This window comes from Actinoplanes auranticolor, assembly GCF_018332655.1.
GTDB lineage: Bacteria > Actinomycetota > Actinomycetes > Mycobacteriales > Micromonosporaceae > Actinoplanes > Actinoplanes auranticolor.
On the sequence record NZ_BOQL01000016.1, the window covers coordinates 90,530 to 117,161 of the forward strand.

Annotated in this window: 30 protein-coding genes and 1 pseudogene; 17 read left to right on the forward strand and 14 right to left on the reverse strand. The window is 71.8% G+C overall.

All coding sequences use genetic code 11. From position 1 onward, the window contains the following. Positions 1-3 precede the first annotated feature (3 nt). Together Aau02nite_RS08040 and Aau02nite_RS08045 are read left to right on the forward strand one after the other, a co-directional pair. A complete protein-coding gene (locus tag Aau02nite_RS08040) occupies positions 4-669 on the forward strand; it encodes a potassium channel family protein (protein ID WP_212987681.1) in 666 nt (221 codons plus the stop codon). Next, positions 666-1,346 carry a potassium channel family protein gene (locus Aau02nite_RS08045; RefSeq protein ID WP_212987740.1) on the forward strand — a complete coding sequence of 227 codons (681 nt, stop codon included), beginning with the start codon at positions 666-668 and terminating at the stop codon, positions 1,344-1,346. The genes Aau02nite_RS08040 and Aau02nite_RS08045 overlap by 4 nt, the downstream gene beginning before the upstream one ends. Here the strand turns inward: Aau02nite_RS08045 and Aau02nite_RS08050 are convergent. The 4 genes from Aau02nite_RS08050 to dut form a co-directional block, all read right to left on the reverse strand. Next, positions 1,343-1,996 (reverse strand): DUF3159 domain-containing protein, encoded by a 654-nt coding sequence (locus Aau02nite_RS08050; protein ID WP_246594991.1) that lies wholly within the window; start codon positions 1,994-1,996, stop codon positions 1,343-1,345. The genes Aau02nite_RS08045 and Aau02nite_RS08050 overlap by 4 nt on opposite strands. 164 nt (positions 1,997-2,160) lie before the next feature. Further along, positions 2,161-2,541, reverse strand: a complete 381-nt coding sequence (locus Aau02nite_RS08055; RefSeq protein WP_212987683.1) for an OB-fold nucleic acid binding domain-containing protein — start codon at positions 2,539-2,541, stop codon at positions 2,161-2,163. A gap of 146 nt (positions 2,542-2,687) precedes the next feature. Then, positions 2,688-3,398 carry a DUF3710 domain-containing protein gene (locus Aau02nite_RS08060; protein WP_212987741.1) on the reverse strand — a complete coding sequence of 237 codons (711 nt, stop codon included), beginning with the start codon at positions 3,396-3,398 and terminating at the stop codon, positions 2,688-2,690. 45 nt (positions 3,399-3,443) lie between these two features. Further along, positions 3,444-3,935, reverse strand: a complete 492-nt coding sequence (gene dut / locus Aau02nite_RS08065) for a dUTP diphosphatase (RefSeq protein ID WP_212987684.1) — start codon at positions 3,933-3,935, stop codon at positions 3,444-3,446. Positions 3,936-4,025: 90 nt separating this feature from the next. Between dut and Aau02nite_RS08070 the strand changes: the two genes are divergently transcribed. Then, on the forward strand, positions 4,026-4,508 hold the full coding sequence (locus Aau02nite_RS08070) for a DUF3093 domain-containing protein (RefSeq protein WP_212987685.1): 483 nt from the start codon (positions 4,026-4,028) through the stop codon (positions 4,506-4,508). On the opposite strand, the gene Aau02nite_RS08075 is transcribed toward Aau02nite_RS08070, so the two are convergent. Beyond that, positions 4,498-5,340, reverse strand: coding sequence for a hypothetical protein (locus tag Aau02nite_RS08075; protein ID WP_246594981.1), 843 nt, complete (start codon positions 5,338-5,340; stop codon positions 4,498-4,500). The two genes, Aau02nite_RS08070 and Aau02nite_RS08075, sit on opposite strands and share 11 nt — an antisense overlap. Positions 5,341-5,491: 151 nt before the next feature. After that, entirely contained in the window at positions 5,492-5,788 is a 297-nt protein-coding gene (locus Aau02nite_RS08080) for a DUF4193 domain-containing protein (protein WP_023561654.1), read from the reverse strand. Positions 5,789-6,173: 385 nt separating this feature from the next. On the opposite strand from Aau02nite_RS08080, the gene Aau02nite_RS08085 reads away from it, so the two are divergent. Further along, on the forward strand, positions 6,174-6,710 hold the full coding sequence (locus tag Aau02nite_RS08085) for a LytR C-terminal domain-containing protein (RefSeq protein ID WP_212987686.1): 537 nt from the start codon (positions 6,174-6,176) through the stop codon (positions 6,708-6,710). Position 6,711: 1 nt separating this feature from the next. Here Aau02nite_RS08085 and Aau02nite_RS08090 read toward each other — a convergent pair whose 3' ends face one another. Further along, positions 6,712-7,527, reverse strand: a complete 816-nt coding sequence (locus Aau02nite_RS08090) for an inositol monophosphatase family protein (protein WP_212987743.1) — start codon at positions 7,525-7,527, stop codon at positions 6,712-6,714. Positions 7,528-7,809: 282 nt separating this feature from the next. On the opposite strand from Aau02nite_RS08090, the gene Aau02nite_RS08095 reads away from it, so the two are divergent. Both Aau02nite_RS08095 and Aau02nite_RS08100 read left to right on the forward strand, forming a co-directional pair. Beyond that, complete coding sequence (locus Aau02nite_RS08095) at positions 7,810-9,384, forward strand: RNA polymerase sigma factor (protein ID WP_281420964.1); 1,575 nt, start codon at positions 7,810-7,812, stop codon at positions 9,382-9,384. A 290-nt stretch (positions 9,385-9,674) separates the two neighbouring features. Beyond that, positions 9,675-9,914, forward strand: a complete 240-nt coding sequence (locus tag Aau02nite_RS08100; RefSeq protein ID WP_125803548.1) for a DUF7455 domain-containing protein — start codon at positions 9,675-9,677, stop codon at positions 9,912-9,914. A 336-nt stretch (positions 9,915-10,250) separates the two neighbouring features. Here the strand turns inward: Aau02nite_RS08100 and Aau02nite_RS08105 are convergent, their stop codons facing one another. The 3 genes from Aau02nite_RS08105 to Aau02nite_RS08115 form a co-directional block, all read right to left on the reverse strand. Beyond that, positions 10,251-11,972 (reverse strand): DEAD/DEAH box helicase, encoded by a 1,722-nt coding sequence (locus Aau02nite_RS08105; protein WP_212987687.1) that lies wholly within the window; start codon positions 11,970-11,972, stop codon positions 10,251-10,253. A gap of 136 nt (positions 11,973-12,108) precedes the next feature. Then, complete coding sequence (locus tag Aau02nite_RS08110; protein WP_212987688.1) at positions 12,109-12,723, reverse strand: trimeric intracellular cation channel family protein; 615 nt, start codon at positions 12,721-12,723, stop codon at positions 12,109-12,111. A gap of 16 nt (positions 12,724-12,739) precedes the next feature. After that, positions 12,740-12,958: a DUF3039 domain-containing protein gene (locus tag Aau02nite_RS08115; RefSeq protein WP_203765641.1), complete on the reverse strand. Its 219-nt coding sequence runs from the start codon at positions 12,956-12,958 to the stop codon at positions 12,740-12,742. A 205-nt stretch (positions 12,959-13,163) separates the two neighbouring features. On the opposite strand from Aau02nite_RS08115, the gene Aau02nite_RS08120 reads away from it, so the two are divergent. After that, positions 13,164-14,111 carry a pseudouridine-5'-phosphate glycosidase gene (locus Aau02nite_RS08120; protein ID WP_212987745.1) on the forward strand — a complete coding sequence of 316 codons (948 nt, stop codon included), beginning with the start codon at positions 13,164-13,166 and terminating at the stop codon, positions 14,109-14,111. 82 nt (positions 14,112-14,193) lie between these two features. Further along, on the forward strand, positions 14,194-15,075 hold the full coding sequence (locus Aau02nite_RS08125) for a carbohydrate kinase family protein (RefSeq protein ID WP_212987746.1): 882 nt from the start codon (positions 14,194-14,196) through the stop codon (positions 15,073-15,075). Here Aau02nite_RS08125 and Aau02nite_RS08130 read toward each other — a convergent pair. Beyond that, positions 15,072-15,398, reverse strand: coding sequence for a DUF3099 domain-containing protein (locus Aau02nite_RS08130; RefSeq protein WP_438841110.1), 327 nt, complete (start codon positions 15,396-15,398; stop codon positions 15,072-15,074). The genes Aau02nite_RS08125 and Aau02nite_RS08130 overlap by 4 nt on opposite strands. A 172-nt stretch (positions 15,399-15,570) precedes the next feature. Here Aau02nite_RS08130 and Aau02nite_RS08135 point away from each other — a divergent pair, with 172 nt between their 5' ends. Next, the gene (locus Aau02nite_RS08135) at positions 15,571-17,952 is read left to right on the forward strand and encodes a putative bifunctional diguanylate cyclase/phosphodiesterase (protein ID WP_246594983.1); all 2,382 of its coding nucleotides are present in this window, start codon (positions 15,571-15,573) and stop codon (positions 17,950-17,952) included. Here the strand turns inward: Aau02nite_RS08135 and Aau02nite_RS08140 are convergent. Next, positions 17,918-18,484: an HhH-GPD-type base excision DNA repair protein gene (locus Aau02nite_RS08140; RefSeq protein ID WP_212987690.1), complete on the reverse strand. Its 567-nt coding sequence runs from the start codon at positions 18,482-18,484 to the stop codon at positions 17,918-17,920. The two genes, Aau02nite_RS08135 and Aau02nite_RS08140, sit on opposite strands and share 35 nt — an antisense overlap. 120 nt (positions 18,485-18,604) lie before the next feature. Here Aau02nite_RS08140 and Aau02nite_RS08145 point away from each other — a divergent pair, with 120 nt between their 5' ends. From Aau02nite_RS08145 to dtd, 6 genes and pseudogenes are all read left to right on the forward strand, one after another. Further along, entirely contained in the window at positions 18,605-19,084 is a 480-nt protein-coding gene (locus tag Aau02nite_RS08145; protein ID WP_212987691.1) for a DUF4433 domain-containing protein, read from the forward strand. Between the two features lie 19 nt (positions 19,085-19,103). After that, positions 19,104-19,433 (forward strand): annotated as a pseudogene (locus Aau02nite_RS47820) (UTRA domain-containing protein); the annotation flags it as partial. A gap of 247 nt (positions 19,434-19,680) precedes the next feature. Beyond that, a complete protein-coding gene (locus tag Aau02nite_RS46255; protein WP_246594984.1) occupies positions 19,681-20,025 on the forward strand; it encodes a hypothetical protein in 345 nt (114 codons plus the stop codon). Positions 20,026-20,065: 40 nt separating this feature from the next. After that, positions 20,066-20,404, forward strand: a complete 339-nt coding sequence (locus Aau02nite_RS08155) for a hypothetical protein (protein ID WP_212987693.1) — start codon at positions 20,066-20,068, stop codon at positions 20,402-20,404. 17 nt (positions 20,405-20,421) lie between these two features. Further along, positions 20,422-21,081, forward strand: coding sequence for a phosphotransferase (locus Aau02nite_RS08160; RefSeq protein ID WP_212987694.1), 660 nt, complete (start codon positions 20,422-20,424; stop codon positions 21,079-21,081). Beyond that, entirely contained in the window at positions 21,069-21,491 is a 423-nt protein-coding gene (gene dtd, locus Aau02nite_RS08165) for a D-aminoacyl-tRNA deacylase (protein WP_212987695.1), read from the forward strand. Before Aau02nite_RS08160 ends, dtd begins: the two co-directional genes overlap by 13 nt. On the opposite strand, the gene Aau02nite_RS08170 is transcribed toward dtd, so the two are convergent. Beyond that, positions 21,488-22,273, reverse strand: a complete 786-nt coding sequence (locus tag Aau02nite_RS08170; protein ID WP_212987696.1) for a sporulation protein — start codon at positions 22,271-22,273, stop codon at positions 21,488-21,490. The genes dtd and Aau02nite_RS08170 overlap by 4 nt on opposite strands. Positions 22,274-22,582: 309 nt before the next feature. Here Aau02nite_RS08170 and sigB point away from each other — a divergent pair, with 309 nt between their 5' ends. Both sigB and Aau02nite_RS08180 read left to right on the forward strand, forming a co-directional pair. Beyond that, positions 22,583-23,539: an RNA polymerase sigma factor SigB gene (gene sigB / locus Aau02nite_RS08175; RefSeq protein ID WP_212987748.1), complete on the forward strand. Its 957-nt coding sequence runs from the start codon at positions 22,583-22,585 to the stop codon at positions 23,537-23,539. 151 nt (positions 23,540-23,690) lie between these two features. Continuing rightward, positions 23,691-24,068, forward strand: a complete 378-nt coding sequence (locus tag Aau02nite_RS08180; RefSeq protein ID WP_212987697.1) for a YrdB family protein — start codon at positions 23,691-23,693, stop codon at positions 24,066-24,068. A 6-nt stretch (positions 24,069-24,074) separates the two neighbouring features. Here Aau02nite_RS08180 and Aau02nite_RS08185 read toward each other — a convergent pair whose 3' ends face one another. Further along, positions 24,075-26,621 carry a bifunctional acetate--CoA ligase family protein/GNAT family N-acetyltransferase gene (locus Aau02nite_RS08185; protein ID WP_212987698.1) on the reverse strand — a complete coding sequence of 849 codons (2,547 nt, stop codon included), beginning with the start codon at positions 26,619-26,621 and terminating at the stop codon, positions 24,075-24,077. Between the last annotated feature and the right edge of the window lie 11 nt (positions 26,622-26,632).

A 26,632-nucleotide genomic window follows, 5' to 3' on the forward strand; every position in this document is an offset into this window, starting at 1 on the left:
ACCTTGCACGTGGTGATCATGGGCTGTGGCCGGCTCGGCTCCACCCTGGCGAACAAGCTCGACGCCCGCGACCACTCGGTCGCGGTGATCGACCAGAACGCCGACGCCTTCCGCCGGCTGGGGGCCGAGTTCGGTGGCATCACGGTGACCGGGATCGGCTTCGACCGCGAGGTGCTGCGCTCGGCCGGCATCGAGCGGGCCGACGCCTTCGCGGCGGTGTCCAGCGGCGACAACTCCAACATCATCTCGGCCCGGCTGGCCCGCGAGACCTTCGGCGTGTCGCGGGTCGTCGCCCGCATCTACGACGCCAAGCGGGCGCAGGTCTACGAGCGGCTGGGCATCCCGACCGTGGCGACGATCCGCTGGGCCGCCGACCGGATGGTGCGCCACCTGGTCCCGGAGGGCACCGTCGAGGTGTTCCGCGACCCGACGAGCTCGGTGTCGATCGTCGAGGCGCCGCTGCACCGGGACTGGGTCGGGCAGTCGCTCTCCTCGCTGGAGGAGGCCACCGGCGCCCGGGTCGCGTACCTGATGCGGTTCGGGATCGGCTCGCTGGCCACGCCCTCCACCGTGCTGCAGGACGGTGACCAGGTCTTCATGCTGGTCACCGACGACATCGTCGCCGACGTGCTGGCGAGCGCCGCGGGCGCCGGGCTGGGGGGTCACTGACCATGCGGATCGCCATCGCGGGCGCGGGCAACGTGGGCCGCTCGATCGCCCAGGAACTGATCGGCAACGGCCACCAGGTGATGCTCATCGAGCGCCAGCCCCGCCAGCTGCGCCCCGAACGGGTCCCCGAGGCCGAGTGGGTGCTGGCCGACGCGTGCGAGGTCAGCAGCCTGGAGGAGGCCGACGTGGCGAACTGCGACGTGGTCGTGGCCGCCACCGGCGACGACAAGGCCAACCTGGTGTGCTCGCTGCTGGCCAAGACCGAGTTCGCGGTCAACCGGGTGGTCGCCCGGGTCAACCGGGCCGAGAACGAGTGGCTGTTCACCGAGCAGTGGGGCGTCGACGTCGCGGTCAGCAAGCCCCGGCTGATGGCGGCCCTGGTCGAGGAGGCGGTCACGGTCGGCGACCTGGTCCGGCTCATGACGTTCCGGCAGGGCGAGGCCAACCTGGTGGAGATCACCCTGCCGCCCACCGCCCCGTACGTCGGTCAGCCGGTGCGCGCGGTGCCGATGCCGCGCGACTCCGCCCTGGTGGCCATCCTGCGCGGCAAGCGCGTGCTGGTGCCCACGCCGGACGATCCGCTGGAGGCCGGCGACGAGCTGATCTTCGTCTGCACCTCGGAGGTCGAGGACGCGGTCCGCACGGTGATGCTCGGCAACACCCGCGAGCTGGGCTAGGAAGCTTTCGCCGCCTCGGCCTCGGCCGCCTGCGCTGAGGTCACCCGATGCACCGCCCAGGCGGTGAAGGCGAAGGTGGCGGCGTAGATCGGCCAGCTGATCAGGATCCGGACCACCCCGATCGCGTTCGCCTGGTCGGCCAGGTAGAGCCAGCCCTGCACGCCCGCGCGGATGAACAGCGACGCCGCCCAGACCAGGGTCAGCCACTGGAAGGTACGGAACAGGCGGGGGTTGTCGAACCAGTCGTGCTTGCCGCCGTTGGCCAGCACCCCCCAGACGTAGCCGATGATCGGCCGGCGGACCGCCACCGAGCCGATCAGCACGACCACCTGGCCCAGGGTCAGCAGGATGCCGGGCAGGTAGAAGTTCTTGGCGTCACCGGTGCGCCAGGCCAGGAACGCGCCGATCGCGATGCCGAACAGCCCGTTGACCGCATGCCGGATCGGCTGCTTGCGGGTCAGCCGGTAGATCCCGATGGCCAGGGCCGAGCCGACGCTGCCGGCGATCGCCCAGTACAGCGCGGTCTTCTTGGCCAGATCCAGCCCGACCTCGCCCAGCAGCACGTTGAGCACCACGAACGCGAGCACCGGCACGCTGGACTCGACGAGCCCGCGGACCCCGCCGAGCTGCTCGGAGATCTGCTCGCTCATCGACGGGAGGGGCTCCTCGACCTCCTCCGGCCGGCCCGCCGACGGCTTCACGGGAGGCGGATTGAGCTCGTCGACGAATTCTCCGACGAGCTCCTCGACGACCTCCTCGACGACCCGATCCTCCACTGACTCGTGCGCGGCGTGACGGGGTTCGCTGCCGGGTGTCACCGGGGCGCCTCCAGCTCGTAGTACGGGTTGTAGATGACCTTGCGGTCGTCGCGCAGGGCGATCCGGCCGCGAGCGGTGAGCTGACGACCCGGTTCGATGCCGACGATGGAACGGCGGCCCAGGAAGACGAGCGTGACCACGTCGCTGCCGTCGTAGAGGTCGGCCTCGAGCGTCGGCAGGTTGGTGCGGGGAGTGTACGCCACGGTGCGCAGTCGCCCGGACACCGAGACGACCTGGCCCCGGTGACACTGACCGGCCGGCATGGCACCGCACTTGGCACTGTCGCGCTGCAACTCCTGCGCGTCCAGTTCCGCCTCGGAGGCGGTCAGCCGTTCGAAAAACCGGCGCAGGCCGGTGGTGCGCTCATCGGTCGACATGACCTCGGTGCCACCCTCTCCTCGGCGAACCGTGGAAACGCGCCGACGGGGGTACCGGCGGACGGCACACAGTGTGGGCAAGTGCCGCAAGCCCACGGTACGCCGGAAGCGGCCCCGGTGACGTACCTCACCGGGAGCCGTTTCGATCAATGCGCGTGGCGCCCGTTGTGGCCCGGGAACTGCTCGTTGACGGCGACGTCGGGCGGAGTCGGATCCTCGCCCTCGGCGTGCTGCTCGGCGTGCTCCGCCATCTCGCGCGGCAGCCGCAGCGGCAGCGCCTCACGCACCGGCCGCGCCTCGTCGTCGCGGACCACGACCAGGCCGCGCAGGCACTCGCCGAGTACGCCCTCCTGGCCCGGCTCGGCGGCGGCGAGACCCTGGAACAGCGCGCGGACCATCCAGCGCGGGCCGTCCACCCCGACGAACCGGACATCCGCCGGCCCCTCGGGCGTGTTGACCCGGGCGGCCAGCTCGACGCCGTACGGCCCGTCGAACTCCTGCGGTGCGGCGCCGTCGGACTTCATCGCCGCGGCGATCTCGGCGCGCACCTCGTCCCAGATGCCCTCGCTGCGCGGCGCGGCGAACACGCCCAGCTGCAAGGCACTGTTGCCGTGCACGAGCACGATCTGCTCGACGGCGCCGTCCGGGTTGGCCTGCACCCGCACCTCGACGCCCTCGATCGCCGGGATCAGCAGGCTGCCGAGGTCCAGGCGCTGCACTCCGTCGGGAGCCTGCCTGCTGTCGTAAGGGCCGAACTCGGGCGCCGGAGCATCGCCCATGCTCTTGGCGAGCGCCGCCGACTGGGGAGCGTCGTCCGGGCGCACGTGCTTCGGACCGCCGCGCTTGCGGGAGAACATCTGCGTTGCCACCTTCTTCGTTCTAGAGCTGCTGCTGCGCCGGCTTCATCGCTGGTCCGGACCGGTCGGCAGAGCCACGTGCCCGCCGGTCGAGCCGTGCCCGCCCGCACCCCGGGAGGTGTCGGCGAGCTCGTCGGCCACGTGGAACACTGCCCGTTCGACCCGCTGCACGACCAACTGGGCGATCCGGTCGCCACGGGCGATCTTCGCGGTCGCGGCCGGGTCGTGGTTGACCAGGTTCACCAGAATCTCGCCCCGGTAACCGGCGTCGACCGTACCGGGCGCGTTGAGCACCGTCACGCCGAGGCGGACCGCGAGCCCGGAGCGGGGATGCACCAGTCCGACGTAGCCCTCCGGAAGCGCGATCGCCAGCCCGGTCCGCACCAGCCGGCGCGCGCCGGGCGTGAGCTCCACGTCCTCGGCGGCGTACAGGTCGGCGCCCGCGTCGCCCGGGTGGGCGTAGGCCGGCAACGGCAGGTCGGGGTCGAGCCGGCGGACCTGGATGTCCACGGGTTCGGTCACGGTAGCGGTCCTCACGATCGGCGTCGGTCCTGCGGGCGGGCGAGCGGCACCCACCCTGCCATCCTGCCGTCGCCGCGGACGGAGGCGCGCCGTACCCTCACCAGGGTGACATCCGAGGCCTCCGCACGCACGGCGGCGCCGCGTCCGGCGTACGCCGAGCGCCTGCACATCCCGTGGCTCGCCTGGCCGGGCTGGCTGCTGGTGGCGGCCCTGCTCGCCGCCGAGATCTGGATGGGCAGCACCGGGCTGCGCGCCTGGGTGCCGTTCGCCGTGCTGCTGCCGCTGACCGTCTTCCTGCTGTGGCGGGCCGACCGGATCCGGGTCGCGGTCACCGCGACGGAGCTCCAGGTCGACGACGCCCGGCTGCCGCTGAGCGTGATCGCCGACGTGATCCCGCTGGACGCGGCCGGCAAGCGTGAAGTGCTCGGCGTGGGCTCGCACCCGCTGGCCTTCGTGGTGCAGCGGCCGTGGATCAAGGGCGCGGTACAGGTGCTGCTGGACGATCCGGCCGACCCGACACCGTTCTGGGTGGTGAGCTCGCGGCGCCCGGTCGAGCTGGCCACCGCACTGCTGCGCGCTAGGAGCTGAGCTCCCGGCGTTCCCCCTCGATGACCGCGGGGCCCTGCCGGCGCAGGTCCTTGACCAGCTTGTCGCCGAGTGAGCGGGTCGCCCGCCGGTTCAGGTAGCTCGCCACGGCGGCGCCGGTGAGCAGCGGGCCGAGCGTGGTCAGATTGCGCCCGAAGCGGCGCAGCAGGGTGCCTTGCAACTCCTTGCGGGCCGCGGTGCCGAGCACGGTGGCGACCCCGACGCCGGGGACCATGGGGTTGACGCCGCGCTGGCCCGACCAGGCCTGGAGCAGGGCGGTGGCGCGCTCGAGGGCGTTGCCGGTCACCGGGCGGCCGTACACCTCGTGCAGCTCGCCGAGCAGCTTGAGCTCGATGGCTACGACCGCGACCGTCTCGGCGGCCAGCAGGACGGGGGCCGAGAGCAGGGTCGGCGTGGCGGCCCATTCCAGCGAGGCCACACCGCCACCGGCGGCACCCACCCCGGCGGTGGCCCGGGCGGCGTTGCGGATGAGTCGTTCGGCGAGCTCGTCGCCGTCCAGCCCGTCGTAGTGCCGGCGCAAAGTGGCCCGGTCGCGGACCGGCACGTGCGGTGCCACGTCGGCGACCACGTCGGCCATCCAGCGCATTGCGGCCTGCGGCCGGAAGAGCTGGCCGAGACCCCGCCGGCGGACATCGCCGACGAGCCGGCCGAGCAGGCGCCGGCGACCGGCCGGCTCCAGGTCGTCGGCAGTCAGTGCGGCCACGGTGGCGCCGATTCCGGCGTTGCCGGGATCGGCAGGCTCGGCGGGGCCGACCTTGATGAGCTCACGCCCCGGATCTTCGGACTGTGCCGAACTGTCTTCTGGGCGGCTCATCGTCGACCTCCCCGTGTCTGCCGTTGGCTTCGATACGGTCGGCCTGATACCCGGTGGAGCAGCCGGGGCAAACCGGCGACCGGTGCGTCAGGGGTCGGTACGTGACCCGATCGCCGGACGACGACCGGGGTCCTGCTCACAAGCGCGCCGGTCAGGCGCACTCGCGGCAGATCAGTTCCCCGTTCCGCTCCACCGCGAGCTGGCTGCGGTGGTGCACGAGGAAACAACGGGCGCAGCGGAACTCGTCGGTCTGCATCGGCAGCACCTTGACGGTGAGTTCCTCGTCGGCCAGGTCAGCACCGGGGAGCTCGAAGCTCTCCGCCACCTCGACCTCGTCGACGTCCACTGCGCCCGACTGCGAGTCGGCGCGGCGGGCCTTGAGCTCCTCGAGGCTGTCCTCGCCGAGGTCGACCTCGTCGCGACGCGGGGCGTCGTAGTCGGTGGCCATCGGTTTTCACTCTCCTGTATCGATGTGTCACTTGGCGTTAGTAACGCCAGCGACGGCGTTTCGGTTCCCGGGTGCGACGGACTTTTTTCCCCGATCTGAACCAGGGATCGCCCGTCCGCCGGGGCGCCCCCACCCCCTCGTGAAACTGCCCCGGCAAACGCGGCACCTTACCGCCCTCGCGCGTGGCTTGTACGCGCGCGGGCGGCCAATTGTTCCCGATGTGACCGAGGCGACATCAAGGTAGGGGTCGCAGCCCGTGGATCATCGTCGCCGCGCCGGGAACATTCCCTCTTTCCGCAGGCTTGGCGTGCAGACGCTAACCTCACCGCATACCCCGTCCGGCACCGGACGGCGGTCGATCGAGCTGACCCCGGGAGCCAGTTCCATGAGCTTTGCCCGCGTCCGAGCGCTGGTCGTGGTCGGCGTGCTCGCCGTGGCCGCGGTGGTCTTCGTCGTCGTGGCGTTGGTCCGCGACACGCAGGGTGACGCGGTCGCCGGTGGCGGCTGCGCCGACGGCTCGGTGATGGCTAACCTGACCCTGCCCGACGACCCCGAGCAGGTGACGGTGCGGGTGTTCAACGGCACCAAGACCCCGGGACTCGCCGACAGCGTCACCAACGAGTTCAAGAACCGGCGGTTCAAGACCCAGAAGCCGGCGGAGAACAAGAAGAAGTTCGACGGCGTCGCGGTCATGCGGTACGGCCCCGAAGCGGTCGGCTCGGCGTGGCTGCTGCGGGCGTACTTCCTGAACCAGGCCGAGCCGCAGTACGACGACAAGCGCAAGGGCGCGGTGGTGGACGTGGTCGTCGGCAAGGGCTTCCAGCAGCTCGCCACCACCACCGAGGTCAACCAGTCGCTGGTGGAGCTGGGCGAGCCCGAACTGCCGCCGGGTGCCTGCGTGGCCCCCAAGAAGGACTCCTGACTCAGGGACCGCCGGCGGCGTCCAGCTCCACGAGGACGTCGTGCAGCGCGCCGAAGATGGCCGGCGGGGCCGCGACGACCATGTCCGGCCCGGCCGGCGCTCCGTCGAGTCCGGACACCAGCAGGCCCGCCTCCGTGGCGACCAGGCCACCGGCGGCGTGGTCCCAGGGGTTGAGCCCCTTCTCGAAGTAGGCGTCGACGCTGCCCTCGGCGGCCAGGCAGAGATCGATCGAGGCGGCACCGAAACGCCGGATGTCGCGCACCCGGGTCAGCAGCTGCGCCACGACCGCGCCCTGGTGCGCCCGCCGGGCCCGGTCGTAGCCGAAGCCGGTGGCGAGCAGGGTCTGCTCCAGGGTGGTCCGGACCGAGCCGGTCAGCCGACGCCCGCCGCGCCAGGCGCCCCCGCCGAGCGTCGCCGTCCACTCGTCGCCGGTGACCGGGTTGAGCACCACGCCGGCGACCACGACGCCGTCCACCTCGGCGGCCAGCGAGACCGCGTACTGCGGGAGGCCGTAGAGATAGTTCACGGTGCCGTCGATGGGGTCCAGGATCCACCGTACGGCTCCGGCAGCCGTTTCCGCGGAATCCCCGTACTCCTCGCCCAGTACGCCGTCTCCGGGCCGCTCAGCGGCCAGCGCGGCGACCACCTGGCGCTCGACGGCCCGGTCGGCCGCCGTCACCACGTCGGTGTCGGTGCTCTTGGTCTGCACGTCGGTGATCGCCTCGGCCCGGGTCCGCCGGGCGGTCGCCGCGGCCTCCCGGGCGATCCGTACGGCGATCTCGAGTAAGATGTCCGGCGTCGATGTTCCCGGTTCCACAGCCACTGGTGACCGTCCTTTCAGCCGTCGTCATTGTCCCGGCAAGCGCCTCCCGAGGGCCCGGTACCCCCCTCGAGACCCCCCACGGCGTGCCGGTGGCGTGCTGCGGCGGGAGGATCTAGCCGGACGGCGCTACAATTCACCCCTGCCCACGCTTCACGGACAGCCGCCAGCGGGCCCGTCCGCGTCCCGAGGGCTCCCACACCACACCGGCCAGCCTCGTTCCGCCGCGCGCTGCGCTGGGTTCATGGCCGTGTTACATCGCCCTCCGGAAGGTCATTCGTGACAGAAGCCCACCAGACCGGTGCCGACGTTCGCTCTCTCACCGAGGCCCTGATCGCCCATGCTCAGGGTGCGGGCGGGCAGATCACGTCAGCCGAGGTCGTGCAGACGGTCGAGTCGGCCGAAGTCACGCCGGCCCAGGCCAAGAAGATCCTCCGCGCCCTCGTGGACGCGGGAGTCACGGTCGTCGTCGACGGATCGGCGAGCACCCGCCGCCGGGTCGCCGCCGCCCGCGCCGCCACTCCCGCCTCCAAGGCCACCACCGCCAAGGCGACCCGCGCCCCGGCGAAGAAGGCCGCACCCGAGCAGAAGCAGGCCGGCACCGAGGACGACGCAGCCGCGCCGTCCCCCGCCACCGTCGCCAAGAAGGCGGCGCCCGCCAAGAAGGCCGCGGGCGCGCCGCGCAAGGCCGCCCCGGGCGCCAAGGCGGCCCCGGCCAAGGCCGCCAAGCCGGGCGAGACCCCGGCCGAGGGCGAGGAGATCGATCCCGAGGAGCTCGCCGCCGAGATCGAGGACGTCGTCGTGGAGGAGCCGGCCGCCCTGGTCCAGGCCGCCGCCACCGACGCGGCCGCGACGGCGACCGACGGCGACTTCGAGTGGGACGACGAGGAGTCCGAGGCGCTCAAGCAGGCGCGCCGCGACGCCGAGCTGACCGCTTCCGCCGACTCGGTCCGTGCGTACCTCAAGCAGATCGGCAAGGTCCCCCTGCTGAACGCGGAGCAGGAGGTCGAGCTGGCCAAGCGCATCGAGGCGGGCCTGTACGCCGCCGAGCGGCTGCGCGCCTGCGACGAGGGCGAGGAGAAGCTCGAGCGCAACTTCGAGCGCGACCTGCGCTGGATCGGCCGCGACGGTGAGCGGGCCAAGAACCACCTGCTCGAGGCCAACCTGCGGCTCGTGGTCTCGCTGGCCAAGCGCTACACCGGCCGGGGCATGGCGTTCCTGGACCTCATCCAGGAAGGCAACCTGGGCCTGATCCGCGCGGTCGAGAAGTTCGACTACACCAAGGGCTACAAGTTCTCCACGTACGCCACCTGGTGGATCCGCCAGGCCATCACCCGCGCCATGGCCGACCAGGCCCGCACCATCCGCATCCCGGTGCACATGGTGGAGGTCATCAACAAGCTCGGCCGCATACAGCGTGAGCTGCTCCAGGACCTGGGCCGCGAGCCCACCCCGGAGGAACTGGCCAAGGAGATGGACATCACCCCGGAGAAGGTGCTGGAGATTCAGCAGTACGCCCGGGAGCCCATCTCGCTCGACCAGACCATCGGCGACGAGGGCGACAGCCAGCTCGGCGACTTCATCGAGGACTCCGAGGCGGTCGTCGCGGTCGACGCGGTGTCGTTCTCGCTGCTGCAGGACCAGTTGCAGCAGGTCCTGCAGACGTTGTCCGAGCGCGAGGCGGGCGTGGTGCGGCTGCGGTTCGGCCTGACCGACGGCCAGCCGCGCACGCTGGACGAGATCGGCCAGGTCTACGGGGTCACCCGGGAGCGCATCCGGCAGATCGAGTCGAAGACGATGTCGAAGTTGCGACACCCGTCGCGCTCGCAGGTCCTGCGCGACTACCTGGACTGAGTCTGACCACGGCAGGCACGGACACCTTGATCAATACGGGATTACCCCCGTTCAGTCAACGATCCGTGCCTGTTTGGTCACCACCCGTACATCATTCGGTGGTGATCAGACCGTTGTGCAGAAGTGATCGTTGACGTGGCACCCTTGGAGCACGGCACACTAGCCCGACCACGTGTGACTTGGGTCCCCCCGGGGCACAGTGGGAAGGCTGTTAGGGCCAAGGGTGTTGCACCATGGGTGAGCAGTAGCCGAGGAACATGTTCATCGGTGACGACCAGAGGAGGAAGGCGATGACCCCGACTCTCACGCCGCCGGCGGGAACGGTGGCCGGACCAGCAGCCGATGAACGGTGCGACCGCTGCAATGCAGCCGGAAAGCTCCGTTTGACCCTGGCTGGTGGCAGCGAGCTGGTGTTCTGCGGACACCACGCCAACAGGTACGCCGAGGACCTGGTGAAGATCACGGTCCAGTACAAGGCGGACCCGGAGTTCTCCTGGCGTGGCGCAGACATGATGTCTAACTCCAACTAACCCCCGATAGACGATCTGAGGGGCGCCCGGTGTGGGCGCCCCTCAGTGTTTTTTCGGGTGGTTGCACTGGTGGGCTTGGCCGCCGGCCATGCCGCGCATTCAGGCCACGCCGCCCGGCAGGTAGCTGCCTCGTGCCGATGGGGCCGTCAGGTATTTCGGTGGTCCAGCCACCGCGCCGCGCAGTCAGCCAGCCCGACCCGACACCAGGTCCCGGCTCAACCGACCCTCGTGCGGGCTGCCGGACGTCCCGCCCGCACGAGCGAGCGGGACTCAGCGGGGCACGCGTCGTGGGCGTATTGCTCGGCTGGGGTGCTTATGTCGGGATAGGCGGTTCTGTTACATCGTTTGGATTGTGGCGATGCGTTCTTCGAGTTGTTCGATTGTTGCCTGGGCGCTCGGTGGGCCTCCGCACAGCCGGCGGAGTTCGGCGTGGATCTTGCCGTGGGGCAGGTTCGTGCGGTGGTGGTGGGCCGCCACCAGAGTGTTCAGCTGGCGGCGGAGACTGTTGCGGCGTTCGCCCGCGCTCAGGGTCACCACCGGCTCGCGCTGGGCCGGGACCGGCTCAGCCGCCTTCTGCCGCTTCTGCGCCGCCAGTTGCTCGCTCTGCCGCCGTTCCAGCAGCACGCTCACCTGGTCCGGCGTCAGGAGGCCCGGCAGCCCCAGGTATTCCTCCTCCTCGGGCGTGCCCGTACGGGCCCCCGTGCCGAACGAGGCGCCGTCGTAGATCACCTGGTCCAGCTCGGCCGTCGCCGACAGGGCTTCGAACCTCTTCTCCAGGTCGCCCTCGGCGTCTTCCGCCCGCTGTGCTCGTTCCAGCAGGGCGTCGTCCAGGCCGTCCGGGTCCTTCGGGGCGCCCAGGATGTGGTCGCGTTCGGCTTCCATCTCGCTGGCCAGGCCCAGCAGGTGCGGGACGCTGGGCAGGAAGACCGTGGCCGTCTCGCCGGTGCGGCGGGCGCGGACGAAGCGGCCGATCGCCTGGGCGAAGTAGAGCGGGGTCGAGGCGCTGGTCGCGTACACGCCGACGGCCAGGCGGGGGATGTCGACGCCTTCCGACACCATGCGGACCGCGACCATCCAGCGTTCGTCGGAGAGGGCGAACGAGGCGATCCGGGCCGAGGCGCCCTGGTCGTCGGAGAGGACGACCACCGCCGGCTGGCCGGTGATCTCGCCGAGCAGTTTCGCGTACGCCCGGGCGGTCTGCTGGTCGCTGGCGATGACCAGGCCGCCGGCGTCGGTCATGCCGTGCTCGCGCAGCCGGGACAGCCGCGCGTCGGCCGCCCGCAGCACCTGGGGCATCCAGTCGCCGCGGTGGTCCAGGGCGGTGCGCCAGGCCTGGGCCACCAGGTCCTTGGTCATCGGCTCGCCGAGGCGGGCCGCCAGCTCGTCTCCGGCGTTGGTCCGCCACCGCGTCTCGCCGGAGTACGCCATGAACAGCACCGGCCGGACGACGCCGTCGCGCAGCGCGTCCGAGTAGCCGTAGACCGAGTCGGAGCGGGACCGCTGCAGGCCGTTGTCGCCCCGCTCGTAGACGACGAACGGGATCGGGTTGTCGTCCGAGCGGAACGGCGTCCCGGTCAGCATGAGCCGGCGCTCGGCCTCCTCGAAGGCCGACTTCACCCCGTCGCCCCAGGTACGGGAGTCGCCGGCGTGGTGGATCTCGTCCAGGATGACCATCGTCGGGCGGGTCATCGTGCGCCGCCGGTGCACCGCCGGCGCCATGCCCACCTGCGCGTACGTCAGCACGGCCCCGTGGAAGTCCCGCGAGGAGTGCACGTCGGCGTTGCGGAACGACGGGTCGAGCTGGATGCCGACCCGGGCCGCCGCGTTCGCCCACTGGGTCTTCAGGTGCTCGGTCGGGCACACCACCGTGACCGCCTCGACCGTGCCGTCGGCCAGCAGCTCGGCGGCGATCCGCAGGGCGAAGGTGGTCTTGCCCGCGCCCGGGGTCGCGACGGCCATGAAGTCGGGGCTGCGCCTTCGCAGATACTCCACCAGGGCCTTGCGCTGCCAGGCCCGCAGCGGCGGGAAGGTCTCCAGATTCGGCAGGGGCGGACTCAAGCTCGACGATCCTCTCGACTCTCACCACGTGCTGTTGCGGACGGGCCACGGCAACCCGGCGGGTCACAGCAAAATGCCCCCGCGCGACGGCCGCAGAGGCGAAACCCAGCATAGCGGCGGGCGGGCGCCGCCGTGGTCACGGCACAGCGACGGGCGCCGACCAGCGCCGGTAGAGCGCGAGCAGCCGTACCCCCGTCATCGCCGCCGCGGACAGCGCCAGCGGGAGCGGGCCGGCCAGCTCGAGCCGGCTCAGCAGGGTCACCGCCGCCGCGCCGCCGAGCGCGACCACCGCGTAGATGTCGCGCTGGAGCACCACCGGGATCTCCCCGGTGAGCAGGTCGCGGGCCACGCCGCCGCCGATGCCGGTGAGCATGCCGATCAGGCAGGCGCCGACGGCCGGTACGCCGGCCTCCAGGGCCTTGAGCGTGCCGGTGACGGTGAACAGGCCCAGCCCGGCCGCGTCGAGCAGCAGCACGGTGCGCCGCAGCCGGTTGAGCTGCGGGTGCAGGTAGAAGACCGCCACGGAGGCGCAGACGGCCGTGACGGCGTACCGCCAGTCGCCGAAGGCCAGCGGCGGCACCGCGTCGATCACGAGATCGCGCAGGAGGCCGCCGCCGAGCGCCGCCACGAAGCCGACGAAGCCCACGCCGAACAGGTCGAGTCGCTTCGCAACCGCGGCGCCGGCGCCGGAGGCCGCGAAGACGGCCACGCCGATCAGGTCCGCGACCAGCAGGCTGTAGCCGCCTGTCACGAGAGCGGGCCGGGGGTCAGTGCTTCATCGACTCGTAGATCTCCTTGCACTGCGGGCACACCGGCGAGCCCGGCTTCGGCGACTTGGTCACCGGGAACTTCTCCCCGCAGAGAGCGATCACGAAGGTGCCCATCACGGCACTCTCGGCGATCTTCTCTTTGCGCACGTAGTGGAACATCTCGGGACCGGTGTCGGCGTCCTTGGTCTCCGGACGCTCCAGGATCTGCGTGCTCACGGCATCTGCCCTTCATGAGTCTCATGACTGTGTGCTCGATGGCACAGTGCCGCTGAATGGGCACTGTTGCCGGCCCCGCGTGCCCCCCGGTCACCGCGGAAGAAGCTCCAACCCACAAGTCTGACACCTCACGCCTGGTCGGTCCAACGACAACGGAGCTCCGGAGCCCCGTACCGTGGCCATCGTGACCGATTCCACGCGGCAGATGGGCCGCTTTGCCATCCGTTACGGCGACCACGTGTCCCGGGCGCGCCGCGACGGGCGCCCGGTGGTGGCGCTGGAGAGCACGATCGTCTCCCACGGCCTGCCCCGGCCCGACAACCTGCGGGTGGCCCGGGAGATCGAGCAGACCGTCCGCGACAACGGTGCCGTCCCGGCCACCATCGGGATGATCGGCGGTGAGCTCGTCGTCGGGCTCGAGGACCACCAGATCGAACACCTGGCCGGCGCCGACGGCGTGGCCAAGCTCTCCGTCCGCGATCTCGCCGTCGCCGCCGCCACCGGCGCCGACGGGGCCACCACGGTCGCCGCCACCAGCGCGATCGCCGCGGCGGCGGGGATCGGCGTCTTCGCCACTGGCGGGCTCGGCGGCGTGCACCGCGAGGCGAACAGCACCTTCGACGAGTCCAACGACCTGACCACGCTGGCCCGGACGCCGATCGTAGTGGTCTGCGCCGGGGTCAAGTCGATCCTCGACGTCGGGGCCACCCTGGAGCGCCTGGAGACCCTGGGCGTCTCCGTCGCCGGGTACGGCACCCACCGCTTCCCGGGCTTCTTCGTCACCGACGGCGGCTTCGACGTCGACTGGCGGCTGGACTCCCCGAAGCAGGTCGCCGACGTCATCGCCGCCCGGGCGGACCAGGGCGTCGGCGCGGGCGCCCTGGTGCTGGGCAACCCGCTGCCGGCCGACGAGCAGCTCGACCCGGCGCTGCACGACCGCACCCTGGCCGAGGGGCTGGAGCTGCTGGCCCGCGACGGTGTCACCGGCAAGGCGGTGACCCCGTTCCTGCTGGCCCACTTCCACAGCAGCACCGAGGGCCGGAGCCTGGCCGTCAACGTGCGGATCATCCTGCGCAACGCGGCCCTGGCCGCGCAGATCGCCGCCGCCGCCACTCCGGCGCCGGCGACGCTCGGTTTCGCCCTCCCGGCATGACCGACCGCGCCACGCCGGGAAGCCCTCCCGGCACGACCGATCGCACCGCGCCGCGGACACCGGACGTGAGCGCCGGGTGAGCGTGCTGGTCGTCGGCGATCTCGTGACCGACGTGCTGGTCGCGCACGCCGGGCCGCTCGCCGTCGGCTCGGACACCGAGGCGCGGATCTCGGTCGGCGGGGGCGGGCAGGCGGCCAACACGGCCGCCTGGCTCGCCCATGCCGGGGCGGGGGCCACCCTGATCGCCGCGGTCGGTGACGACCACGCCGGCCGGGAACGGATCGCCGAACTGGTCGCCGCCGGGGTGCGGTGCGCGGTGCGAGCGCATCCGGGCGTACCGACCGGGAGTGTGGTGGTGCTCAGCTCGGCCGACGAGCGCACGATGATCACCGACCGGGGGGCCGCGCTGCTGCTCGACCCGGCGGACGTCACGGCTGCCGTCAGGGCCGCGCAGGGCGTCACCCACCTGCACCTCTCCGGCTATCCGCTGCTGCACGCCGGGTCACGGCCGGGTGGGCTGGCCGCGCTCGCGGCGGCCCGGGAGCGCGGGCTGACCACCAGCGTGGACGCGGCGTCGGCCGAGCCGCTCCGGCAGCTCGGCGCCCGGGCGTTCCTCGATCTGCTGTGCGGCATCGACCTCCTGCTGTGCAATGCCGACGAGGCGGCCGTGCTGGGCGGGACAGGTCCGGCCGAGGAACAGGCAGCCGCGCTGACCGCGGTGGCGGTCAACGTGGTGGTCAAACGTGGGGGCGACGGTGCCGTCTGGGCGTCCCGGGACGGGGTGTTGCGGTCGGTCGCGGGTGTGCGCGTACCCCCGCTTGATCCGACCGGGGCGGGTGACGCCTTCGCGGCCGGCCTGCTCACCGCGTGGTGTTCGGGTGCGGATCCGGCGGCCGCGCTCACGGCCGGCGCCGCTCTCGGCGCTGCGGCCGTGCAGACGGCCGGCGCGCGGCCGGTGTCCTAGGGCTCGACGTCGATGGTGCGCTGCTTGATGACCTCGGCCGCCTCCGGCTCGAGGATGCGCTGCTGGTTGACCGCCGGGCTCGCCGCTGGGTTGGCCCGGCTCTTCGGCGGGCGGTCGTTGGCGATCAGCACCGCCGCCCACGGCAGGAAGACCATGCCGATGGCGCAGAGGACCAGCCAGAGCGGGAGCAACGGCGGACGGACGCTGACCAGGACAGCGCCGATGATCAGGCAGGCGGCGCGGCCACCCATCATGGTCACGTAACGGATCTGGCGGCTGCGGAACTGTTCGCTCGGGCTGCGAGCGGCGTTGGTGATCAACACCGGCTGCTTCTTCACCTTGGATCTCCGATCGACAACCCATCCTCGCACCGTCACCGGGCAGGTGCCCAGAATCGACGCAGATGCTCGCCGCCCGCACCGGCCCATCCGGGCCGGTAACGGGTCCGTGGTGCCGAATGTTTCAGATAACGGCTGAGCTACCGAACATGCAGATGTGCGGTGGCTGCCCTGCGGGCTGAACCGGCGACGCTGGTCCGGCGTCGCCCTCGTCGTGGTGGTCGCGCTGCTGGGCTGCGGGATGTCGTGGATCGCCGCGCGGACCGCGCGCACTGCCGAGCTGCGCTACGCCGCGCAGCTCATGGACCGCTACACCAGCGACCTCACCCGGGCGATCACCACCCAGATCCAGCGGTACGGCGACACGCTCGCCGACGTCTCCATCGCGCTCGGCTCCCAGACCGACCTGACCGCCGGCGACTTCACCTGGATCACCAACAAGGTCAGTAACCGTCGCCTACCCGGCGCCACCTCGCTCGGCTTCGTGGTCTCCACCCCGGCCACCGGTGTCGCCGCGACGCAGTCGTACTGGCGTGGCCGGGGCGCCACCGGCCTGACCCTGCGTCCGGCCGTGACCGCCGGGGAGCACGCGTTCGAGGTGTTCACCCGCTCCTTCGACGGCGTGCCCGCGCGGCCCGGCACGGACCTGTCCGCGTCCCCGGCGGCCGCCAAGGCCCTGCAGGACGCGTACACGGTCGGCGGTTTCGCTGTCAGCCGGGCGTACGTGCTGCTCAAGGACCAGGGGCTACCGGCGGCCGAGCAGCAGCTCTCGTTCCTGTTCGCCGTGCCGGTCTCGCGCATCGGCGGCGCCTTCCGCGGCTGGCTGACCATGGGGGTGCACGGGCGCGACCTGCTCACCGAGACGCTGCGGACCCAGGCCCACGGCGCGGTGGCCGCCGACCTGGACGATCCCACCGACGCGGTCGAACGGGCCATCGCCAGCTCCGGGATCCCCGCGGCCGGCTACGCCCGCGCGCTCGACCGCGTCGCCACCGTCTCCGCCGGGTTGCGCACCTGGAAGCTCGCGGTGCACCCCACCGAGCAGCTGCTGCGGGAGACCGACCGCGGCATCGTGAAGACCACCTTCGCCGTGTCCATGACCATCGCGATGCTGCTCACCATGCTCGTCGCCCTGCTCACCGGGGCCCGCAACCGGGCGATGGGCAAGGTCGACGCGGCCACGGCGGCACTACGCGGCGACATCGAACGCCGGCAACAGGTCGAGAACCGGCTGCGCGAACGCGAACTCGAACTCGAACAGATGGCCCTGCACGACCCGCTGACCGGGCTGGCCAACCGGGCCGGCCTGGACGCCCGGCTGACCGAGGCCGTGGGCCGGCGTACCGACATCGCCCTGCTGCTGATCGACCTCGACGACTTCAAGCTGGTCAACGACGTGCACGGGCACGCCGCCGGTGACGCGATGCTGACCGAGTTCGCCCAGATCCTGCTGGCCGGCGTACGGGCCGGCGACGTGGCCGCCCGGATCGGCGGCGACGAGTTCGTGGTGCTGGTCACCGGCGTGACCAGCCCGGACCAGGCGGTCGCGGCGGCCCAGCGGATCCTGGCCATGGCAGCTGCGGCCCCGGTCCACCTGGGTGACGACCTGCTTCCGGTACGCGCCAGCGTCGGCGTGGCGACCAGCCGCCCCGACGACACCCCGAAGGAACTGCTGCGCCGCGCCGACATCGCCATGTACCAGGCCAAGCACCTGGGCACCCACGGCATCCAGCTGCACGACCCGTCGATGAGCGACCGCCGCGCCGCCGACGCCCAGCTCGGCGAGGACCTGGCCGGCGCCTCGGAACGCGGCGAGCTGCACGTGCTCTACCAGCCGCTGGTCGACCTGGCGGACGCCCGCCCGGTCGGGGTCGAGGCGCTGGTCCGCTGGCACCACCCGCGGCTGGGCGTGGTCTCACCGACCCGGTTCATCCCGATCGCCGAGCGCAGCGGCACGATCGCCGACATCGGCCTGTGGGTGCTGGAGACGGCCTGCCGCCAGGTCGTGGAGTGGGGCGACCTCTACGTCAGCGTCAACCTGTCCCCGCGGCAGCTGCCGGAGGAGTCACTGGTGGCCGACGTGCTGGGGGTGCTGGCGCGTACCGGGCTGGCGCCGGACCGGCTGTGCCTGGAGATCACCGAATCGGCGCTCGTGGACGAGAGCGCCGGCATCGCCAAGCTGCGGGCGCTGCGCGACCACGGCATCCACGTGGCGATCGACGACTTCGGCACCGGCTACTCGTCGCTGCACTACCTGACCCGGCTGCCGGTCGACATCCTCAAGATCGACCGCAGCTTCGTGGCCCAGCTCGACGGCACCCCGGAAGGCTCGGGCATCACCGAGGCGATCCTGCGGCTGAGCCAGGTGCTGCACCTCAAGACCGTGGCCGAGGGCATCGAGAACGCGGAGCAGGCGGCGGAACTCCAGCTGCTCGGCTGCGGCATCGGGCAGGGCTACCTCTTCGCCCGGCCGCTGCCTCCGGCCGACCTCTTCGAGCTGCTGATCAGCCCTTCGCGGCAGCCTTCATCTCCTTCTTGAAGGCGCGCACCCGGTCCAGCGACTCGGCGTCGACGATGTCGGCCACCGAACGGTACGAGCCCTCCTCGCCGTAGGCGCCGGCGGCCTCGCGCCAGCCGGGCGGCTGGACGCCGTACTGCTTGCCCAGCAGCGCGGCGAAGATCTGCGACTTCTGCTTGCCGAAGCCGGGCAGGGCGGCGATCCGCTTGACCAGCTCCTTGCCGTCGGCGGCGTCGCGCCAGAGATCGGCGGCGTCCCCGTCGTAGGTGCCGACCAGGGCCCGGCAGACCTCCTGCACGCGGGCGGCCATGGCCTTGGGGAACCGGTGCAGGGCGGGCGGCGTGGCGAAGATCGTGACGAGCTGCTCCGGATCGAACTCGGCGAGCTCGGCGGCGGTGGGGGCATGACCGAGCCGCTGCGCGAGCACGTACGGCGAGCTGAACGCCTTCTCCAGCGGAATCTGCTGGTCCAGCACCATGCCGATGAGCAACGCCAGCGGATCCGCCGACAGCAGCTCGTTGGCCTCGGCGTCGATGGGCAGCGACATAGCCATGCTGGATCCTGTCCTTCCCGGCGACGATCACCGGACGCGTCGGCTTCTCACTGTCGCCGATGGGTGACATCCGCGTTCCGCGACGGAGCCGAGCCGCCGAGGGACGGAGACAACTACAGCATGACTCAGTCCGTTGTTCCAGCCGTCGACGATCGGTGGATCTACCACTTCACCCACATCGACAACCTCGAAGCGATCCGGACGGCCGGCATTCTGCGGTGCGATGCCGTCGCTCGGGAGGGGATGACGAGGACTGAGGTCGGGGCTGCGGACATCAAAGAGTCGAGGAGGCGGCGCACCATTCCCATCGAGCCCGGTGGCCGCGTCGGGGAGTATGTCCCGTTCTACTTCGCGCCTCGCTCACCGATGATGTACCGGATCGCCTGCGATCGTCGCGACAGCATTCCGAACCGCTACGCCGGCGGCCGAGTTCCTGATCTACGGCGAGTTGCCGTTGAGCGCCATCAGGTGGGTCGCGGTGCACAGCGACGAGCGCGCGTCTCAGTCGGTGCACTTCTCCAGGATCATGCGCTTGAGCAGCGAATTTTGTCAGACCAGCCTGGGACTACGGGTACGAGCGGAGGTGAGGAACATGATTGAGCCCGGCACGGGCAACCTCATGACCGCCGACGCCGAGGCGCTCGTCAACACGGTCAACACCGCGCTGCAGCTCACGGCCGGGGCTCCCACCCTGGTCTCGATCGTCCGGGTACGCCTGGCCGACGACCTCCCGCTGGCCATCGAGTACGCCTGCTTCCCGCCCCACCTCGACACCCTGCTCGAAGCCGACCTCGAAACCGGCTCGCTGCACCGCGCCCTGCACGAGCGCGGCCTGCGTCCCACCCTCGGTTCCTCGACCCTGACCGCCCAGCCCGCCGGCCCGGACGGCCCCCGGTTACAGGTCAGCGAGGCCGAGCCGCTGCTGGTGGAGAGCCGCGTGATCGTCGACCAGCACGCCGCACCCCCTGGAATACAGCGTCAGCCGGTACGTCGGCTCTCGCTACTCGCTGCGCGTCACCCTCGACGTGCAGCCGCCCCCAGAGAACGTGCAGCCGCCCCCGAAAAGCGTGCAGCCACCCCGAGAAGGAGAAACGCCGTGATGCCCTCCGTCGAGCAGGTCGCCTCGATGATCGACCACTCGCTGCTGCGACCCGAGCTCACCACCGCCGAGGTGCGGCGGGGCTGCGAGATGGCCCGTGAAGGTCATCCTGGAGAACGCGTACCTCAGCGACGAGCAGAAAGTGACCGGCTGCCGGCTCACCGAGCGGGCTGGAGCGCAGTTCGTGAAGACGAGCACCGGCTTCGCCCCGGGCGGCGCGACCCTGGCCGACATCCGGCTGATGCGCGCGGCGGTGTCCCCGGCGATCGCGGTCAAGGCCGCCGGTGGCGTACGCACGCTGGACACCCTGCTCGAGCTGGCGGCGGCCGGCGCGACCCGGTTCGCCGCCACGGCGACCGAGGTGATCCTGGACGACCTGGCCGCCCGCCACCGCGGGGAGCCGGCTCCCCTGGCGAGCCCGGCGCCCGCTGGTTCCTACTGAGCCCGGTTTGCTGCGGTGCGGTTCGGGCAAAACCCTGACCATGAGTGACAACAGCGAGATCGGCAACGGCGACTACGCTCCCGAGGCGGTCGAGGTGCCCAGCACCTACCGCCCCGACAAAGGTGAGGACGACCCGGGCCTGTCGAGCACCATCGCGGCCGGCACCGACACCGAGCAGCTGGTCAACGGTGGTCCGCCGCCCGCGGGTGGCGGCATCATGACCACCACCGGCGGCAATGCGGGGCCGAACAGCTTCAAGACTCCCCCGCGTTCCGGCCCCGGGGTCGCCCCGACCACCACCGGTGACGCCACCACCGGCGCGATGACGACCCCGGTCGACAGCTACACCAGCGACGCGTCCAGCAACGCGGTCGACTGACCCGATATCGTCGGCGGGTGACGGGACCGCTGCTCGCCGCCGGCCGGGAGGCTGACGTGTACGCGCTGGACGAACGGCGCGTGCTGCGCCGCTACCGGCGGGACGCCGACGTCACCGGCGAGGCCGACGCCATGCGTCACCTCGCCGGTCTCGGCTATCCCGTCCCGGCCGTGTACGAGGCCGCCGGGCGCGACATGGTGCTGGAACGCCTCGACGGCCCCACGATGGCCGAGGCCGTGACCAGCACCGCACTGGGTCTGGCCGAAGCCGCCGCGCACCTCGCCGACCTGCTGCGCCGGCTGCACGACGTCCCGCCGTGGCCCGGCGCCCCGGCCGGCTCCCGCATCGTCCACCTGGACCTGCACCCGCTGAACGTGCTGATGACCGCCCGCGGCCCGGTGGTGATCGACTGGTGCAACGCCCGGCCCGGCGAGCCCGACCTGGACACCGGCCTGACCGCGCTGATCCTGGCCCAGGTCGCTGTCGAGCGCGGGCACGAGTGGTCCGCGGCTGCCGAGGAGCTGCTGGTGGCGTTCCTGCGGGTGGCCCCGGGCGATCCGGTCCGGCTGCTCGACGAGGTGGTGCGCTTCCGCCGGTGGCAGCTCGACACACTGACGCCGGCCGAGATCGGCCTGATCGACACCGCTGCTGAGAAGGTACGGGCATGCGCGCGCTGATCCAGACCGTCAGCCGGGCCAGTGTCACCGTGGACGACGAGGTCGTCGGCAAGATCGAGGACGGGCTGCTGGTGCTGCTCGGGGTCACCCACGACGACACCGCCGCGATCGCCGCCACCCTGGCCCGCAAGGTGCACGAGCTGCGCATCCTCGACGGCGACGCCTCGGCCGCGGACACCGGCGCCCCGCTGCTGGTGGTCAGCCAGTTCACCCTCTACGGCGACGCCCGCAAGGGCCGCCGGCCCACCTGGTCCGCCGCCGCGCCCGCCGAGGTGGCCGAGCCGCTGGTCACCGCCTTCGTCGAGGCGCTGCGCGTGCGGGGCGCGCCGGTACAGACCGGGCGGTTCCGGGCCCGCATGCTCGTGGAGAGCGTGAACGTGGGCCCGAGAACCGTCTGGCTGGAGCTCTAGAAGAAACCGCGGCGCTGGGCGGACTGCTGCAGCCAGCCGTTGAGCTGCGCGGTCCAGTCGACCTGGTCGACGGAGCGGTAGTCGACGTCGAAGCGGCCGAACGCGTCGTGCCCCTCGGTGAACAGGCCGCCGCGCTTGTCGATCTCCAGCACCACCTGCAGGTTGTGCGGGGTCGGGACGAACGTGACCTCGAGCTGGGTGATGCGGCCGGCGTACTGCGACGGCGGGTAGAACTCGATCTCCTGGTAGAACGGCAGGGTCTGCTGCACGCCGTACACGCGGCCGCGCTCGACGTCGGCGCGGCTGAAGCGGAAGCCCAGCCGCAGGAAGGCGTCGAGGATCCGCTCCTGGGCCGGCAGCGGGTGTACAGCCACCGCGTCCAGGTCACCCTTGTCGACCGCCCGGGCCACCTCGAGCTCGGTCCGCAGCCCCATCGTCATCCCGTGCAGGTGCTGGCCGTACACCTCGGTGATCGGGGTCTCCCACGGCACGTCGAAGCGGAACGGGATGTCGTGCCGGGCGCCCGCGTCCAGCTTGAACGAGCCGGTCAGCCGCTGCCGGTGGAACTCCTGGTCGGTGTTGTACTCGCTGTCGCCACTCTCCACCTCGACCCGGGTCATCAGCCCGACCGCGACGTACTCGATGTCGACGGCGTGGTCGCCGCCCATGACGTGCACCTGCCCCTCGAGGAAGCCCCCGGGGCGGCAGTTGGGGTTGGCGAGCACCGTTTCCACTGACGGGCCCCCGACACCCATCGCCTGCATCATGCGCTTGAAGACCACGAATCCTCCTTGTTACGAGCCTGCCGCCGATTATGGGGCGCCCCCGCACCCGACGGAATTGCCTCACTGTCCGTACATGTCCCACCAAGACGGGCACCCTGTCGGGTTAGCGACCTCAGGGTTCTCCCCGATTCATGCCACCTGGACGCTTGCCTCACCTCCGCTTAACGCGCCTGCCGCCAAGCTAGTGATCACCGGCACGAATGCGGCTGGGAATGCACGACTCGGTGAACGCGGGGAGGGGACTGAAAGGTGGTCCTGCAGATGAAGGCGACGGAGTCCACGGCGGCGGTTGCTGCCGAGAACATCATGACTGACGGTGTCGAGCCCTTGGCGGACTTGGACGCGATCGACGAGCGCGGCGTCTCCGCCGACCTCGTCCGGGCGTACCTGAACGGCATCGGCCGCACTCGTCTGCTGACCGCGGTCGAGGAGGTGACGCTCTCCAAGCGGATCGAGGCCGGCCTCTACGCGGAGGAGAAGCTCCCCGCGGCGGGCAACGACCTGGCCCCCCTGCTGCAGATCATCATCGCCGAGGGCCGTGCCGCCAAGAACCACCTGCTCGAGGCCAACCTGCGGCTGGTGGTGAGCATCGCGAAGCGCTACACCGGCCGCGGCATGGCGTTCCTGGACCTCATCCAGGAAGGCAACCTGGGCCTGATCCGCGCGGTCGAGAAGTTCGACTACACCAAGGGCTACAAGTTCTCCACGTACGCCACCTGGTGGATCCGCCAGGCCATCACCCGCGCCATGGCCGACCAGGCCCGCACCATCCGCATCCCGGTGCACATGGTCGAGCAGGTCAACCGCATGGTCCGGGCCCGCCGCGACCTCGCCACGACGCTGGGCCGCGAGCCCGTCGTGGCCGAGATCGCCAAGGCCATGGGCGTGCCGGAGTTCCAGGTCATCGAGCTCATCTCGTACGACCGGGAGCCGGTCAGCCTGGACCAGGCCGTCGGTGAGGACGGCGAGAGCGCACTCGGCGACTTCGTCGCGGCGGTCGACCCGCGCGGCGAGCCCGGGGACAGCGTCGGCCGCAGCGAACTGCGCGGCGAGGTCGAGATCGTGCTCTCCACGCTGTCCGAGCGGGAGTCCGCGGTCATCCGGCTGCGCTTCGGCCTCGACGACGGCCGCCAGCGCACCCTCGACGAGGTCGGCCGCGAGTTCGGCCTGAGCCGCGAGCGGATCCGCCAGATCGAGAAGGTCACGATGTCGAAGCTGCGGGACCCGCAGCGGGCGTCGCGCCTGGAGGCGTACGCCAGCTGACGCCGCACCAGAATCACGAGGCCGGTCGCGATGCGCGACCGGCCTCCGCCGTGTCCGGGAGCGGACCGGGCGAATTCCCGGCTGACTCGGCGGGCGTTCTCGGCGACAATCAACGGGCGCCGCAAAGATCGTCGTCGGGGAGGTGGGCCGGGTGCGAGGCTTGCAGCTGGTGCTGCGATTCGTGCTGGAGCTGTGCGCGCTGGCGGCCCTGGCCTACGCGGGCTGGCAGACGTCGGCCGGCTTCTGGGTGCGGCTGCTCGCCGCGATCGCGTTGCCGCTGCTCGCAGCCGTCGTCTGGGGACAGTGGGTGGCCCCGAAGGCGCGCCGGCCGATTCCGGACCCGCTGCGGCTCGTACCGGAATGGCTCGTCTTCGGCGGCGCGACCGTCGCTCTGGCCGTGACCGGCCACCCGATCCTCGCTGTGGCGCTGGCCGTCCTCGCCGCCGCGAACCGCCTCGCCCTGCACCTGCTGCACGTCACCACCGGCGGCCGCACCGAGGAGCACCCGGACCCCCGGATCACGCGCTGAGGCAGGTCAGGCGCTGTGCAGGCGGCGGGGGCCGGTGTCCGGGCGGGTGCCGGCCTCGCCGATCTCCATCGACGCGTGCAGCACCGTGATGCCGTCCGGGCGGGCCAGCACCGGGTTCAGCGACAGGGCACGGACCCGGGGATGGTCGTCCGCCAGCCGGCCCACCCGCAGCAGCAGGTCGATCAGCGCCTCCCGGTCGACCGGCGCCGAGCCGCGGTAGCCGTGCAGCAGCGGCGCCGCGCGCGGCTCGTCGACCAGGGCGGCGGCGGCCCGGTCGGTCAGCGGTGCCGCCCGCCAGGCCAGGTCGCCCAGCAGCTCACTCGCCACCCCGCCGAGACCGAAGCCGACCACCGGCCCGAACGCGGGATCCTCGACCACCTCGATCGTGCACGCCACTCCGGGCGGGACCATGGACTGCACCAGCACGTGCGGGCCGAACGCCGACTCCAGCTCGCGGTAGGCGGCGCGGACGTCGTCCTCGTCGGCCAGGGCCAGCCGGACCGCGCCCAGGTCGATGCGGTGCCGCAGGGCGCCACCGGCCGCTTTCAGCGCGACCGGGTAACCGAGCGTGTCCGCGGCGGCCAGAGCCTCGTCGACCGAGGTGGCGGAGGTGGACGGTTCGACCTTGATGCCGTACGCGGCGAGCAGCTCCGACGGTGGGCCCTCGACCTCGGCGGCCGACGGGTCCACGCCGGACAGTGCGGGCAGCACGCCCGGGGGCAGGCGGAGCCAGTCGGCGTACCCGGCGACGCGGCCCAGAGCGCGGACGGCCTCCTCCACCGACGGGTACGCCGGGACCCGGTCGGGCATCGTGCCCAGCAGGAACGTCGCCACGGTCGGCTTCTCCCCGGCCATGGCCACGCTGCCGAGCGCCGCGGTGAAGTCCGCGTCCTCGTCCGGGAGCTGACCGGGCAGCGGCGGCGCGAAGACCACCACGAGGGCGTCCACCCGCTCGTCGACGGCCGCGTCGGCCAGCGCGTCGGCGAACTCGTGGGCGCCGGCCTGGGGGCTGATGTCGCAGGGATAGCCCTCGGCGACGGTCAGGCCGTTGGCCCGGCAGGCGGCCACGGCCAGGCTGGACAGCGCCGAGGAGTTGCCCACGATCGCGACCCGGCGCCCGGCCGGCAGCGGCTGGTGGGCGATCAGCAGGCCGACGTCGAACAGCTCCGCCACGGTGTCCACCCGGATCACGCCGGAACGGGCGAACAGGGCGGTGACCGCACGGGTGTCCGGGCCGGGCAGATCCCCGGCCAGCCCGGCCGGCCGGGTCGCCGACGCGACCGCGACGACCGGCTTGACCCGGCTCATCCGGCGGGCCAGCCGGGCGAACTTGCGCGGATTGCCGAACGTCTCCAGATAGAGCAGGACGGCGTCGGTGCCGGGATCGTCCTGCCAGTACTGCAGCAGGTCGTTGCCCGAGACGTCCGCGCGGTTGCCGGCCGACACGAAGCTCGACAATCCGAGCCCCCGCCGTTCCGCCTCGGCCAGCAGCGCCACCCCGAGCGCGCCGGACTGGCTGAAGAAGCCGACCCGCCCCGCGGCCGGCAGTCGCGGCGCGAGCGTGGCGTTGAGGCGTACCGCGGGGTCGGTGTTGGCGATCCCCAGGCAGTTCGGGCCGACCACGCGCAGGCCCGCCGCGTGGGCCGCGTCGATCAGCGCCCGCTGCGCGAGCGCACCCTCCACTCCCGACTCGGCGAAGCCGGCCGAGACGACCACGAGACCACCCGCGCCGGCTGCGGCCGCGTCGGCCACGGCGTCCGCGACCCCATCCGGCGGTACGGCGATCAGCGCCAGGTCGACCTCGGCGCGGGCTTCCACCGCCGACCTGTACGCGGGCAGCCCGGCCACCCGGTCCGCGCTGCGGTGCACGGGCACGATCGTGCCGGTGTAACCGCCGTCGCGGATGTGACCGAGGATCGCCGCGCCGATGCCCTGGCCGCTTGCGCTGGCGCCGTACACCGCAACGGCGCGCGGATGCAGCAGCCGCGCGATCGACCGCGACTCGGTGCGCTGCTCGCGGCTCTCCTGCACCTCGCGGGACTTCTCCGTCGGGGCGATCGGGAAGCCCAGGTGCACCACGCCGTCGGCGTACTTGCGCTGGACCTGGTAGCCGAAGTCGCTGAAGACCCGCAGCATGCCGCCGTTCTGCGGGAGGACCTCGGCGACGAAACGGGTGATGCCGTTCTCCCGGGCCGCGTCGGCGAGGTGCTCCAGCAGCACCGAGCCGATCCCCCGGCCCTGGTGCGCGTCCTCGACGACGAAGGCCACCTCGGCCTCGGGCGACTCCGGGCCGAGCCGCTCGTAGCGGCCGACCGCCATGATCCGCGAGCCGCTGACGATGACGAACGCCTCGCGGTCGTGGTGGTCGACGTTGACGAAACGGGCCAGGTCGCGTTCCGGAATACGCGGATAGGGAGAGAAGTAGCGCAGGTAGCGGGTGCGGTCGCTCATCCGGGAGTGGAGCTCCACGATGGCCGGTGCGTCGTCGGGGCGGATCGGGCGCAGATGGACGGCGCTGCCGTCGGAGAGCAGGACGTCCGCCTCTCTGGTCACCGCATTTCCCC

Excerpts from the sequence above, each read along its gene's own strand:
- Aau02nite_RS08080 (WP_023561654.1), bottom strand. The coding sequence starts at position 5,788 with ATGGCCACCGACTACGACGCCCCGCGTCGCGACGAGGTCGACCTCGGC.
- Aau02nite_RS08140 (WP_212987690.1), bottom strand. The coding sequence starts at position 18,484 with ATGGCTATGTCGCTGCCCATCGACGCCGAGGCCAACGAGCTGCTGTCG.
- Aau02nite_RS08145 (WP_212987691.1), top strand. The coding sequence starts at position 18,605 with ATGACTCAGTCCGTTGTTCCAGCCGTCGACGATCGGTGGATCTACCAC.
- Aau02nite_RS08075 (WP_246594981.1), bottom strand. The coding sequence starts at position 5,340 with ATGAGCCGCCCAGAAGACAGTTCGGCACAGTCCGAAGATCCGGGGCGT.
- Aau02nite_RS08155 (WP_212987693.1), top strand. The coding sequence starts at position 20,066 with ATGAGTGACAACAGCGAGATCGGCAACGGCGACTACGCTCCCGAGGCG.
- Aau02nite_RS08085 (WP_212987686.1), top strand. The coding sequence starts at position 6,174 with ATGAGCTTTGCCCGCGTCCGAGCGCTGGTCGTGGTCGGCGTGCTCGCC.
- dtd (WP_212987695.1), top strand. The coding sequence starts at position 21,069 with ATGCGCGCGCTGATCCAGACCGTCAGCCGGGCCAGTGTCACCGTGGAC.
- Aau02nite_RS08100 (WP_125803548.1), top strand. The coding sequence starts at position 9,675 with ATGACCCCGACTCTCACGCCGCCGGCGGGAACGGTGGCCGGACCAGCA.
- Aau02nite_RS08120 (WP_212987745.1), top strand. The coding sequence starts at position 13,164 with ATGGGCCGCTTTGCCATCCGTTACGGCGACCACGTGTCCCGGGCGCGC.
- sigB (WP_212987748.1), top strand. The coding sequence starts at position 22,583 with ATGACTGACGGTGTCGAGCCCTTGGCGGACTTGGACGCGATCGACGAG.
- Aau02nite_RS08050 (WP_246594991.1), bottom strand. The coding sequence starts at position 1,996 with ATGAGCGAGCAGATCTCCGAGCAGCTCGGCGGGGTCCGCGGGCTCGTC.
- Aau02nite_RS08055 (WP_212987683.1), bottom strand. The coding sequence starts at position 2,541 with ATGTCGACCGATGAGCGCACCACCGGCCTGCGCCGGTTTTTCGAACGG.
- Aau02nite_RS08060 (WP_212987741.1), bottom strand. The coding sequence starts at position 3,398 with ATGTTCTCCCGCAAGCGCGGCGGTCCGAAGCACGTGCGCCCGGACGAC.